Genomic DNA, 12,122 nt, shown 5'->3' on the forward strand with positions numbered 1-12,122 from the left:
TTGATCGCGCAGTTCCCCGCGCCCCTTCAGGGCGTACACAGAAGGCCCCTCACCGAGGTGAGGGGCCTTCGTCATGTGTACCCCCGACCGGATTCGAACCGGCGCTACCGCCTTGAGAGGGCGGCGTGCTAGGCCGCTACACAACGGGGGCGTGGACTCTGCGTTTCCGCAGGTCCGAGCTGGTCTACCTGGACTCGAACCAAGACTAACTGAACCAGAATCAGTCGTGCTGCCAATTACACCATAGACCAATGTGGTTTAGACCAGTCAGTACCCCCGACCGGATTCGAACCGGCGCTACCGCCTTGAGAGGGCGGCGTGCTAGGCCGCTACACAACGGGGGCCCTAGCAGTCCCGAGATGATCGTCGATCTTTCGGAACCAGTACCCCCGACCGGATTCGAACCGGCGCTACCGCCTTGAGAGGGCGGCGTGCTAGGCCGCTACACAACGGGGGCCCTAGCAGTCCCGAGATGATCGTCGATCTTTCGGAACCAGTACCCCCGACCGGATTCGAACCGGCGCTACCGCCTTGAGAGGGCGGCGTGCTAGGCCGCTACACAACGGGGGCCCTAGCAGTCCCGAGATGATCGTCGATCTTTCGGAACCAGTACCCCCGACCGGATTCGAACCGGCGCTACTGCCTTGAGAGGGCAGCGTGCTAGGCCGCTACACAACGGGGGCTTGCGGATCGGAATCCGCTGGTGCAGATGAGCTCTGCGAGCTGGCCTACCTGGACTCGAACCAAGACTAACTGAACCAGAATCAGTCGTGCTGCCAATTACACCATAGGCCACTGGAACGCAAGCCCCTGAGGGGGATTTTGTTCTAGTACTGCGCCTGGGGCTCCTGCCTTCCGGCCCGCTCCCCGCGGCGCAGGAAGAACATTACCTGAAGGTGGACGGGGCTCCAAAACGACTATCCGTGCCGAGCAGAGACGGCAGTTCGGCGAGGGAGGCGATGCGGTGCGGCCCGACGGGCGGATCGATGGTGGCGTACGCGCCCCCGCGGTCGATCCACACCGACAGCAGCCCGGCGTCGGCGGCACCCCGTCCGTCGATCTCCGGGTGGTCGCCGACGTAGGCGACCTGGTGCGGCGGCAGGCCGAGGGCCTCGCAGGCGGCGAGGAACGCGCGGGCCTCGGGTTTGGAGACGCCGAGCTCGGCCGCGCACAGGATGCTCTCGAAGCGGTCGTGGACGCCGAGGACGCGCAGTTTGCGGTCCTGGACGTGGAGGCTGGAGTTGGACAGCACGGCGTGTCGGTGGCTGGCGGCGAGGGCGTCGAGGACGGGCAGGACGTCCGGGAAGAGGGCCCAGACCGCCTCGTAGTGGGTGATGTACCGCTGGAACCACGCGTCGGCCTCGGCGTCGGTGAGGTCCTGGCCGAGGAACACTCGTACGCGGTCGCGCCGCTGGTCCTCGAAGGTGGCCTCACCGGCCGCGAAGCGCGCCCACTGCACGTCGGTGATCTCCCGCCAGCGGGCGATGGCCTGCTCGACGGTGTCGTAGTCGTCGAGCAGGCCCTCGGCGGTCAGGTGGGCGCTCATGCCGAGGCGGTCGGCGGTGGTGTAGTCGAAGAGGGTGTCGTCGACGTCCCAGACCACGGCGTGGATCCTCATGGTCCGACCGTACCCACTGCCGCGGGTCCTCAGCCCAGGGTGATCGTGCCGGAGAGCGTGAGGTCCGGGCCCTGGCCGTCGCGGGGGTGGGCGGTGAGCCGCCAGGTGAAGGGCCCGGACCCGGCTCCGGCGCCGGTGTCGGTGGTGCCGTCCCAGGCGGGGCGTACGGCGGCCCCGGTGGAGCTGCCGGTCAGCGTGCGGAGGACCGTGCCGGAGCCCGTGGTCAGGGCCAGGGTCCAGGTGGACGGCTTGTTCAGCTGCCAGACCGGTGCCCAGGGCATCGACCTGCCGATCACGGAGGGCGAGTAGACCTGGGCCTCCATCTGCGCGAGCGGTGAGGTGGGGACGCCGCTGGGGACGATCGAGACCTCGCCGTACGTGCCGTTGAGGTAGGCGATGTGACCGCCGAAGCGGTCGACGGCCCAGCGGCCGTTGCTGCCACCGGTGTTCTGGTCGGTGGCCGGCAGTTTCACCAGGGTGCGGGTGGTCGCCGTGCCGGTGTGGAAGTCGGTGAGCAGCAGGTCGTGGGTGGTGCGGTTCTCGCGGAGCAGGAAGCCGTCGGCGAGGCGGGCCGGGCCGTGGTCGGCCGGGACCGTGATCTTCCGGTTGGTGGCGCGGTCGTAGACGCCCGCCGTGCCGCCGCAGGATTAGTACAGCCAGGTGTTGACGGCCTGGATGTCGGTGGGGGTGCAGGGGGCGCCGGTGGCGATGGTGGTGGTCGTCCCGGTCTTGAGGTTGCGGCCGGTGACCACGCCCTGGGTGCTGCCCGGGGTCCACAGTGTCTGGCCCCAGACGGCGGCGGCGGTGCGGTCGCGGGTGAGGGTGGTCTCGCCGCCGGTCGCGGCGCGCGGGAAGTCCACGAGCCGCTGCTTGCCGGAGGCGCCGTTGTAGAGCACGTAGCGGCCGGTGCCGCCGGCGATGCGGCCGCCGGAGTCACCGTCCGTGGGCCCGCTGAGGGTGGTGGTGGTGTCGAGGCCGACGTTGAGGACGGATTCCTGGCCTGCGGAGTTGGTCCACAGGTAGCCGACCCGGCCGTCGCCGAGGGCCTCCAGCTGGGGGCAGGCGGCGTCGCCGGTGAGGCAGGTGGACGCGCCAAGGGCGGGGCTCCGGGGAGTCTGTGCGCCGGTGGGCCGGCCGTCGGCATCCAGCTGGAAGCCGCTGTAGCGCAACGCGCCGCCCGCCGTCGTCGCGCCGTAGAGGAACAACTCGCCGCCCGCGACGGCCAGTCCCTGCACCCCGGTCGAGGCGGCGGGGACCCGGGCCACCTCGGTGGTGGTGAGGCCGCCGCTGTCGGTGGGAGTGATCCGGTGGATGTTCCAGTCGAGGCTGGAGGGGCCTGCGGTGGCCAGCGCTCCGCCGTCCAGGGTCGGGCCGATGCCGCCGAACGACGAGGTGAGCACCGTGCTCTGGGCGCCGGTGACGAGGGAGCGTGCGGTCAGCGCGGGGTCCGTGCCGCCCAGGACGAAGTCCGGGTTGCCGAGAAGGAGCTGGTCGCCGACCACGGCTTCGAGCTGGGCGCCGATCCTGGTGAGGGCGGTGGGCTCGGTGCCGGGTTCGGCGTCCACCCGGATCGCCTTCCAGTCGGCGACGAGCCAGCGGTCGTTGAAGGCGAGCTGCGGGGTGGCCTCGTCGCTGGTGACGTACGTGCGGAACGCGCCGTCGGCGAGGTCGACCAGGCCCACGGACGTCTTGCCGTCCAGCACGTAGACGATCGCGAGGCGGCTGACCGAGCCGCCGGTGCGGTAGACGACGGGCCGGGCGCCCGCGGGGAAGCCGGTGACCGGGGTGTCCACGGTGAGGGTGCCCTCGACGGTGCGCAGCACGTGCAGGGCGCCGGTGCCGTCCATGGTCAGCACGCTCCAGCCCGCGGCGGCCCGGTAGGCCTGGCCGGTGGGGATCGTGACGGTGGCGGTGACGCCCGTGGAGCGGTGTCTCTGGGTGACGGTCTGGCCGTCGCGGGTGTTCACCACGTCGGTACCGCTGGCCAGGTCGTCCGGGCCGGCGTGGGCGGGCGGGACCGTGTCGGGGTAGTCCACGGTGGTGACCGAGGTGGTCCCCGGCCGGTACTGGAAGCCGGACGCGCCGGCCCACGGGTAGTCGACGGTCACGCGCTTCTCGGTGGCGAGCCGCACCGTGCCGACGGGCGCGTCGGCATCGGGCGCCGCCTGCGCCGGTGCGGTCAGCACGGTGCAGGACAGGGCCACGACCCCGCCGACGGCCGCGTGGACAAGTCTTCGTGAACGGCTCATGTTCCCTCCCCGGTACCAGGACACACACGCGCACCGTGTGCACAGGGGGCATCCAATGTCCCCTCCGGGGACGGGAGTTGGCCGGAACGGTGAACTCCGGGTGACGGCTGGGCGGACACGGCGAGGGCGGCGCCCGAACCGGACGCCGCCCTCGTCGGGTGGGTGCTTCGCGTTACGCGGCCAGCTTCGCCAGCGCCGCGTCGATCCGGGCCAGGGTGGTCTCCTTGCCCAGGACCTCCAGGGACTCGAACAGCGGCAGCCCGACCGTGCGGCCGGTGACGGCGACACGGACCGGGGCCTGGGCCTTGCCGAGCTTGAGGCCGTGGGCCTCGCCGGCGGCCAGGACGGCCTCCTTCAGCGACTCGGCGGAGGTCCAGTCGGCCGCCTCCAGCTTCTCGCGGGCGGTGCGCAGCAGGGCGTCCGAGCCCTCCTTCATGGCCTTCGTCCAGCTGGCCTCGTCCGCCACCGGCTCCGGCAGGAACAGGAAGTCGACGTTGTCGGTGATCTCGGAGAGCACCTTGAGGCGGGTCTGGGCGTGCGGGGCGATGGCCTGCCACTTGGCCTCGTCGAAGGCCTCCGGCGCCCAGGGGGCGAACGGCGCCTGGAGCCACGGGCGGCAGCGCTCGGTGAAGTCCTTCACGTCCAGCATGCGGATGTGGTCGCCGTTGATGGCCTCGCACTTCTTGAGGTCGAAGCGCGCCGGGTTGGGGTTCACGTCGGAGATCTCGAACGCGGCGATCATCTCGTCGATGGTGAACACGTCCTGGTCGGCCGAGAGGGACCAGCCGAGCAGGGAGAGGTAGTTGAGCAGGCCCTCGGGGAGGAAACCGCGCTCCCGGTAGAGGTTGAGGGAGGACTGCGGGTCGCGCTTGGAAAGCTTCTTGTTGCCCTCGCCCATCACGTACGGCAGGTGGCCGAAGGACGGGATCTCCTTGGCGATGCCCAGCTCGATCAGCGCCTTGTACAGGGCGATCTGGCGCGGGGTGGAGGAGAGCAGGTCCTCGCCGCGCAGGACGTGGGTGATCTCCATCAGGGCGTCGTCGACCGGGTTGACCAGCGTGTAGAGCGGGGCGCCGTTGGCGCGGACGATGCCGTAGTCCGGGACGTTCTCGGGGGTGAAGGTCAGCTCGCCGCGGACCAGGTCCGTGAAGGTGATCGTCTCGTCGGGCATGCGGAAGCGGACGATGGGCGCACGGCCCTGGGCCTGGTACTCCTCGACCTGCTCGGCGCTCAGGTCACGGCAGTGGCCGTCGTAGCCGGAGGGCTTGCCGGCGGCGCGGGCGGCCTCGCGGCGGGTGTCCAGCTCCTCCTGGGAGCAGTAGCAGCGGTAGGCGTGGCCGGCGTCCAGGAGCTTGGCCGCGACGTCCTTGTACAGGTCCATGCGCTGGGACTGGCGGTACGGCGCGTGCGGGCCGCCGACCTCGGGGCCCTCGTCCCAGTCGAAGCCCAGCCAGCGCATCGAGTCGAGCAGCTGGGTGTACGACTCCTCCGAGTCGCGGGCCGCGTCGGTGTCCTCGATGCGGAAGACCAGGGTGCCCTGGTGGTGCTTGGCGAACGCCCAGTTGAACAGGGCGGTGCGCACCAGGCCCACATGGGGGTTACCGGTGGGCGACGGGCAGAAACGGACGCGTACGGGGGAGCCGGGTGCGCTAGCCACGCTTGACAACCTTGTTGGTGAGAGTGCCGATGCCTTCGATGGTGACGGCGACCTCGTCGCCGACGTTGAGCGGGCCGACCCCAGCCGGGGTGCCCGTGAGGATCACGTCGCCGGGGAGCAGCGTCATGGCCTCGGAGATGTTGACGATCAGGTCCTCGATGGAGTGGATCATCTCGCTGGTGCGGCCCAGCTGGCGCTGCTGGCCGTTGACCGTGAGCTGGATGGTGAGGTCGCTCGCGTCCAGGTCCGTCTCCACCCAGGGGCCGAGCGGGCAGGAGGTGTCGAAGCCCTTGGCCCGGGCCCACTGCTTCTCGCGCTTCTGGACGTCGCGGGCGGTGATGTCGTTGGCGCAGGTGTAGCCGAAGATCACGTCCTTGACGCGCTCGCGCGGGACCTCGCGGCACATCCGGCCGATGACCACGGCCAGCTCGGCCTCGTGGTGCACCTCCGCCGAGAAGGAGGGGTACTGGATCTCGTCGCCGGGGCCGATCACCGAGGTGGACGGCTTGAAGAAGGCGAAGGGGGCGTCGGGCACCTCGTTGCCCAGCTCGCGCGCGTGCTCCGCGTAGTTGCGGCCGAAGGCCACGACCTTGTTGGGCAGCACCGGTGGCAGCAGCCTGACCTTGCCGACCGGCACCTTCGTGCCGGAGAGCTCGAAGTCCGCGAACGGGATGCCCTTGATGATGTCCAGGACGAGCTCGTCCTGCTGCTCGCCCTCGATGGCGCCGAAGGCGACGTTCCCGTCGATGGAGAATCTGGCGATGCGCACGGGATGCTTGGCCCCTTGACTGAAGCGGCTGGAGTCTGACGCTCCAGGCTAACGCGGGGAGGGGTCCGTGCCGCGCGCATTACGAAGGGGCGCCGCCGTCGCCGGTGGCGCCCCTCGATGTTCTTGTCCCGCCGCCGTGAGCATCCGGCGGCCGGTGCGCGTATTACCCGGTGTCACTCCGCGGCAGCGGCGGCCGCGACGGGGACCTCGGTGAGGATGGTGCGCTTGGGGTTGGCAGTCTGGGTGGGGAGTTCGACGCGGTGCTCCGGCTGCTCCGGCGTCTGCAGTTCGTCGGCGTCGTCCAGGTGCGCCAGCGTCGTGCGTCGCGGGTTGGCGATCTTGTGGAACATCGTCGTCGTCTTCACTGTTTACTTGACCCTGTTCTGTGACGGGCGCCGGGAGGGCGCGGAGGACCCTCGTACAGGCGCGGGTTGTCGGTTTTGCCATCTCTGTAAAGCGTCAGGCTAAACATGGGATTCCCGGCGCGATTACGGGGTGGCCATGATCAGCATGTGAGTTTTCTCACGACTCAGGGGGCGAATCGGTCAATCCGGGCTCGTGTCTCACCCCAACGAAACGGACATTGACCCACTGAAGCGCTCATTCCGCTGCTGATCATGGCGACTGGGACACCCGTCGCGCCTCGGCGACTCGCGGGCATACGCCCGAAATGGACTAACTCACTTTCTACGTCCGGTGATTCGTCACTCACGTGGTGTCACCTATGTCACGGCCTGGCCTACGAGCCTTGTTGGAGATCCTGTGCTGTGCTGGAATGCCACGGACCGCCGCAGGATCGAGCCGGCGCACAGGGGGCGCACAGACGCGCCGAGTGGCGGCCAGAAGGGGGAGCCAGCGCCGGTCACTCAAGACCACCACGGGGGCGTACTCAGGGCGTCCCCAGAACGCCGACACCGTGCCCCGCCGTTCACGCGATGGGGCGCCTGGTCCAGAGGTTGCGACGCTAGTGCAGGGACGTTTCAAGAGGGATGGCAGCGCTTCGGCGGAGCCGGAGCCGCACGGCGGGACTGGCCCCAAAACGGGCAGCCCCTCGCCCCAGCACGCCCAGAACCAGGGCCCGGCCGGTGACGGCGGAGGGCGCCCCGGCGCGTCGGCCCCCGCGGGGTCCGCGAGCCCGGCTCCGGCCCTGAAGCCGCCGGCGGGTCCGACGGGCCCCGGCCCGCGAATAGCCCTGCGCAACTGGCGCATCTCGACCCGTCTGGTCTCGCTGCTCGCCCTCCCGGTGGTCGCGGCCACCTCGCTGGGCGCGCTGCGTATCAACCAGTCCATGGACGACATCCAGCAGCTCGACAACATGAAGCTGCTGACGGACATGACCAAGCAGGCCACCGAGCTGTCCGCCGCCCTCCAGGAGGAGCGCGACCAGTCGGCCGGCCCGCTCGCGCACGGCGGCAAGGCGACCGACTTCACGGTCAAGGGTCTTCGCGAGAAGACCGACCGGGCGAGGAAGAACTTCCTCGACAGTTCCGAGGAGATCGACAGCACCAGCAAGGACGGCAACCTCAAGGGCGTCCGCGAGTACCTCGTCCAGCTCGCCGGCGAGCTCGGCGACCTGGAGCAGATCCGCAAGGGCGCCTACGCCTCCGAGGGCAACTCCACGCAGACGATCGAGGCGTACCACCGTCTGATCGAGAACCTGATCGACCTCTCCCAGGACATGGCCGAGGCGACCAGCAACCCGGACATGATCCAGCGCACGCGTGCGCTCGCGGCGTTCTCCTCCGCCAAGGAGTACTCCTCGATCCAGCGCGCGGCCCTGGCGGCGGCGCTGCCCGCGAGCAACACCACGACCGGCAAGCTCTCGCCGAACGACCGGCTCTACGCCGAGTCGGCCCTGGAGAGCCAGAACTCCGAGCTCCGCAGCTTCAAGAGCATCTACGGCGAGGACGCCGCCGCCGAGCTGCTCAAGCCGATCGAGGACGGCGGCAACTCCACGATCAAGGCGACCGACACCTACGCGGGTCGTGCCCTGGTCTCCGCGAGCGGTCTCGCCCAGCAGGACAAGCGGTCCTACCGCGACTGGCTGGACGACAGCTCCACCAAGATCCAGCAGATGAAGAACATCGAGCACACGCTGCTCGAGGAGATGGAACAGAAGGCCCGCGAGCTGCGCAGCGCCACCGAGCGCGACGCGATCATCTCCGGTGCGCTGATCCTCATCGTGCTCGGTGTGTCGCTGGTCGGCGCCTTCGTCGTGGCCCGCTCCATGATCCGCTCGCTGCGCCGCCTGGAGGAGACCGCGACCAAGGTCGCCTCCGACCGTCTGCCCGAGCTGGTCAAGCAGCTGTCCGAGTCCGACCCGCAGGACGTCGACACGTCCGTGGAGTCGGTCGGTGTGCACTCCCGGGACGAGATCGGCCGAGTGGCCGCGGCCTTCGACGACGTGCACCGCGAGGCGGTCCGCCTCGCAGCCGAGCAGGCCCTGCTGCGGGGCAACGTCAACGCGATGTTCACCAACCTCTCGCGCCGCTCCCAGGGCCTCATCCAGCGTCAGCTGTCGCTCATCTCCGAACTGGAGTCCCGCGAGGCCGACCCGGACCAGCTGTCCTCGCTGTTCAAGCTCGACCACCTCGCCACGCGTATGCGCCGTAACGGTGAGAACCTGCTGGTTCTCGCGGGTGAGGAGCCGGGCCGCCGGTGGACCCGTCCGGTCCCGCTGGTCGACGTGCTCCGTGCCGCCGCGTCCGAGGTGGAGCAGTACGAGCGCATCGAGCTGGCCGCCGTGCCGACCACCGAGGTGGCCGGCCGGGTCGTCAACGACCTCGTGCACCTGCTCGCCGAGCTGCTGGAGAACGCGACCTCGTTCTCGTCGCCGCAGACCAAGGTCAAGGTCACCGGTCACGCCCTGCCCGACGGCCGGGTGCTGATCGAGATCCACGACACCGGCATCGGTCTGTCGCCGGAGGACCTCGCCGCGATCAACGAGCGGCTCGCCTCTCCCCCGACGGTGGACGTCTCCGTCTCCCGCCGCATGGGTCTGTTCGTGGTCGGCCGGCTGTCGCAGCGGCACGGCATCCGCATCCAGCTGCGCCCGTCCGACTCCGGTGGCACGACCGCGCTCGTCATGCTGCCCGTCGATGTCGCCCAGGGCGGCAAGAAGCCCCAGCCCAAGCAGGGCGGTCAGCCGCCGGTCGGCGGTGGCGGTCCGGCCGCCGCGCAGGCCGCCGCCGGTGCGGCCGCGGCCCGGCGTGCCGCCGGTGCCGGCCAGGCGGGCGGTGGCGCCCTCGGGCCCGGCGGCTCCGGTGGCCCCGGCTACGGCGGCGGTGCGCCGTCCGGTGGTGGCCGGCTCGGTGCCGGCCAGGGTCCGCGGGCCGCGCTGCCCGGGCGGGACGCGGACGGTGGCCGGCCGGGCGGCGGGCGCGGACCGCAGGGTCCCGACAAGTCCCCGTCGCTGTTCGAGCAGAGTGGTCCGCCCGCGCCCCCGCAGGGCCGCCCGGCTCCCGCCGGTGCCGGGTTCGGGCAGGCGCCCGGTGCTCCGCAGGGACTGCAGGCCGCGGGTACGAACGGGCCGCAGGGCCAGGACGGCTACGGCGGTGGCCGGGGTGCGCAGCGCCCGGGCAACTCCGAGCAGGGCCAGGGCCAGGGTCGTCGGCCGCAGCTGCCGCCGCGCGGCGGTCCGCGGGCCGAGCTGCCCGGCGGCGGTGAATCGCAGCCCCGCGTGCCGAGCTGGAGCGACGAGAACGCCCAGCCGTCGGTGCCGCGTGCCTCGCTGGACACCCCGCGCGGGCACGAGGAGCCGGATGCCTCCCGGACCTCTCCGATGCCTCGGATCGACGACCGGCAGGGCCCGGGCTCGACGGCGGAGATCCCCGCCGTCCCGCGCGACGACGACCGGCAGGGCCCCGGCTCTCCGGCCGACTTCGGCCCGCGCGGCCCCCAGCGCTCGGACCGGTTCGGCCTTCCCGGCACGGACGGCTCGCAGGGCTCGGGCCAGTTCGTCCGCCCGGACGTCTTCGGCCCCCCGGGCGGCCGCCGCGACCCGTCGTCCACGACGGGCCAGTACGCGGCCCCGCAGTCCTACGACAACGGCTCGACCGACCAGTACCCGGCTCAGCGCCAGGACAGCGGCTCGACCGGGCAGTACCCGGCTCCGCAGTCCTACGACAACGGCTCGACCGGGCAGTACCCCGCGCCGCGCCAGGACAACGGCTCCGGCCGGCCCACCCTCCCCGGTCCGGCCACCCCGGCCGACCCCGCGGGCACGGGCCAGTTCGAGCGGCCGCAGGTCAACGGCGCCCGCGGCGGGGCCGACTTCGGCGCCCCGCGTCCGCCCGCCCCGCAGGGACGGCCCACGCGGCAGGAGCCCGAGGCCCTGCCGCCGGCGACCGGTCCGGGCGACGGGCGTACGCCGCTGTACGACACCCTCGAGACCAACTGGTTCCACGGGCAGCAGGAGCAGCAGCAGCCGGCGCAGAGCAACGGCTCCGCTCCGGCCCCGCAGCAGCCGCAGGAGACCGGCGGTCCCCAGCGGTCCGCCTCCGCCGGCTGGCGCAGCTCGCCGAACGACGACCTCGTCCGCCAGGCCGAGCGCGTCCGCCAGCCCGCGGCCGGCGGTGTCACCACCTCCGGCCTGCCGCGCCGGGTGCCCCGGGCGAACCTCGTTCCGGGCACGGCGCAGCAGCAGCCCCAGCAGAGCGGTCCGCAGATCTCGCGTGCCCCCGATGACGTACGCGGTCGGCTGACCAATCTCCGCCGCGGTATTGCACAGGGTCGTCAGGCCGGGTCCACCCAGACCGGCAGCTTCCCTCGGCCCTCTCACCAGCAGGAGCGTTAGTTGAGTCCGATGAGCCAGGCGGCACAGAACCTCAACTGGTTGATCACCAACTTCGTGGACAACACCCCCGGGGTGTCCCACACCGTCGTCGTGTCCGCCGACGGTCTCCTCCTGGCGCTGTCGGAGGGCTTTCCGCGCGACCGCGCGGACCAGCTCGCGGCCGTCGCCTCCGGTCTGACGTCCCTGACGGCAGGCGCCTCCCGGATCTTCGAGGGGGGCGACGTCGCGCAGACGGTCGTGGAGATGGAGCGGGGATTCATGTTCCTCATGTCCATCTCGGACGGCTCGTCGCTGGCCGTCCTCGCTCACCCCGACTGTGACATCGGCCTCGTCGGCTACGAGATGGCGCTCCTGGTCGACCGCGCGGGCGCGGTCCTCACCCCCGACCTGCGAGCTGAGCTCCAAGGCAGTCTGCTCCATTGATCGGCCCCGGCACCACCCGTCTCACCACATCACCGTCCGGCCGCCACACACCCCCCACAGGCCTCGTCAGACGGCTCGACTGAACCGACTTGCTGTCCCGCCCGGAGGACCCATGACCCCGCCCCCCGCCTCTCATGATCCGTACGCGGAGCCGTACGAGGACGAGGGCGACCAGCCGCTGGTACGGCCGTACGCCATGACCGGCGGCCGGACCCGGCCGCGTTACCAGTTGGCCATCGAGGCACTGATCAGTACGACCGCCGACCCCGCGGCGCTCATGGGGCTGCTCCCGGAGCACCAGCGCATCTGCCACCTGTGCCGTGAGGTGAAGTCGGTCGCCGAGGTCTCGGCGCTGCTCAACATGCCGCTCGGTGTGGCCCGGATCCTGGTCGCGGACCTCGCGGAGGCCGGTCTCGTCGCGATCCACCAGCCGGGCGGCGACGAGGCCACCGGCGCGCCGGACGTGACACTGCTCGAAAGGGTGCTCAGTGGACTTCGCAAGCTCTGACGCGGGTCGCTCCACCACCTCCGCGAAGATCGTGGTGGCGGGCGGCTTCGGTGTCGGCAAGACCACGTTCGTCGGTGCCGTCTCGGAGATCAACCCGTTGCGT

At 71.0% G+C, this 12,122-nt stretch carries 9 protein-coding genes, 7 tRNA genes and 1 pseudogene; 4 read left to right on the forward strand and 13 right to left on the reverse strand.

The genetic code is table 11. The features are described from left to right. Positions 1-78: 78 nt before the first annotated feature. The 13 genes from GTY47_RS31125 to GTY47_RS40480 all read right to left on the reverse strand — a co-directional run bounded on the left by GTY47_RS31125 (position 79) and on the right by GTY47_RS40480 (position 6,658). Positions 79-151: transfer RNA gene (locus tag GTY47_RS31125), tRNA-Glu, on the reverse strand. 28 nt (positions 152-179) lie between these two features. Then, a tRNA-Gln gene (locus tag GTY47_RS31130) sits at positions 180-251 on the reverse strand. Positions 252-271: 20 nt separating this feature from the next. Next, positions 272-344: transfer RNA gene (locus tag GTY47_RS31135), tRNA-Glu, on the reverse strand. 40 nt (positions 345-384) lie between these two features. Then, positions 385-457: transfer RNA gene (locus GTY47_RS31140), tRNA-Glu, on the reverse strand. A 40-nt stretch (positions 458-497) separates the two neighbouring features. After that, positions 498-570: transfer RNA gene (locus tag GTY47_RS31145), tRNA-Glu, on the reverse strand. A gap of 40 nt (positions 571-610) precedes the next feature. Further along, positions 611-683 (reverse strand) — tRNA-Glu (locus tag GTY47_RS31150). A gap of 40 nt (positions 684-723) precedes the next feature. Then, positions 724-795: transfer RNA gene (locus GTY47_RS31155), tRNA-Gln, on the reverse strand. Positions 796-886: 91 nt separating this feature from the next. After that, positions 887-1,618, reverse strand: a complete 732-nt coding sequence (locus tag GTY47_RS31160) for an HAD family hydrolase (protein WP_029181505.1) — start codon at positions 1,616-1,618, stop codon at positions 887-889. Between the two features lie 29 nt (positions 1,619-1,647). Next, complete coding sequence (locus GTY47_RS31165; RefSeq protein WP_029181506.1) at positions 1,648-2,091, reverse strand: hypothetical protein; 444 nt, start codon at positions 2,089-2,091, stop codon at positions 1,648-1,650. Between the two features lie 174 nt (positions 2,092-2,265). Then, positions 2,266-3,867 carry a hypothetical protein gene (locus tag GTY47_RS31170; RefSeq protein WP_158688447.1) on the reverse strand — a complete coding sequence of 534 codons (1,602 nt, stop codon included), beginning with the start codon at positions 3,865-3,867 and terminating at the stop codon, positions 2,266-2,268. Between the two features lie 172 nt (positions 3,868-4,039). Then, positions 4,040-5,524, reverse strand: a complete 1,485-nt coding sequence (gene gltX / locus GTY47_RS31175; RefSeq protein WP_029181508.1) for a glutamate--tRNA ligase — start codon at positions 5,522-5,524, stop codon at positions 4,040-4,042. Further along, positions 5,517-6,293 carry a fumarylacetoacetate hydrolase family protein gene (locus GTY47_RS31180; RefSeq protein ID WP_010044591.1) on the reverse strand — a complete coding sequence of 259 codons (777 nt, stop codon included), beginning with the start codon at positions 6,291-6,293 and terminating at the stop codon, positions 5,517-5,519. Before GTY47_RS31180 ends, gltX begins: the two co-directional genes overlap by 8 nt. Before the next feature lie 173 nt (positions 6,294-6,466). Further along, positions 6,467-6,658, reverse strand: coding sequence for a hypothetical protein (locus tag GTY47_RS40480; protein WP_020270047.1), 192 nt, complete (start codon positions 6,656-6,658; stop codon positions 6,467-6,469). Between the two features lie 602 nt (positions 6,659-7,260). Between GTY47_RS40480 and GTY47_RS31185 the strand changes: the two genes are divergently transcribed. The 4 genes and pseudogenes from GTY47_RS31185 to GTY47_RS41370 all read left to right on the forward strand — a co-directional run. Continuing rightward, positions 7,261-11,088, forward strand: a complete 3,828-nt coding sequence (locus GTY47_RS31185; RefSeq protein WP_029181509.1) for a nitrate- and nitrite sensing domain-containing protein — start codon at positions 7,261-7,263, stop codon at positions 11,086-11,088. 9 nt (positions 11,089-11,097) lie between these two features. Continuing rightward, positions 11,098-11,511: a roadblock/LC7 domain-containing protein gene (locus tag GTY47_RS31190; RefSeq protein ID WP_029181510.1), complete on the forward strand. Its 414-nt coding sequence runs from the start codon at positions 11,098-11,100 to the stop codon at positions 11,509-11,511. A gap of 112 nt (positions 11,512-11,623) precedes the next feature. Further along, positions 11,624-12,019: a DUF742 domain-containing protein gene (locus GTY47_RS31195; protein WP_010044602.1), complete on the forward strand. Its 396-nt coding sequence runs from the start codon at positions 11,624-11,626 to the stop codon at positions 12,017-12,019. Beyond that, a pseudogene (locus GTY47_RS41370) lies at positions 12,000-12,122 on the forward strand (ATP/GTP-binding protein); the annotation flags it as partial. The gene GTY47_RS31195 and the pseudogene GTY47_RS41370, both read left to right, overlap by 20 nt.

The organism is Streptomyces sp. SID5464 (assembly GCF_009862985.1).
GTDB lineage: Bacteria > Actinomycetota > Actinomycetes > Streptomycetales > Streptomycetaceae > Streptomyces > Streptomyces chartreusis_D.

Coding starts and splice junctions, on each gene's coding strand:
- GTY47_RS31170 (WP_158688447.1), bottom strand. CDS start 3,867: ATGAGCCGTTCACGAAGACTTGTCCACGCGGCCGTCGGCGGGGTCGTG.
- GTY47_RS31190 (WP_029181510.1), top strand. CDS start 11,098: ATGAGCCAGGCGGCACAGAACCTCAACTGGTTGATCACCAACTTCGTG.
- GTY47_RS31160 (WP_029181505.1), bottom strand. CDS start 1,618: ATGAGGATCCACGCCGTGGTCTGGGACGTCGACGACACCCTCTTCGAC.
- GTY47_RS31195 (WP_010044602.1), top strand. CDS start 11,624: ATGACCCCGCCCCCCGCCTCTCATGATCCGTACGCGGAGCCGTACGAG.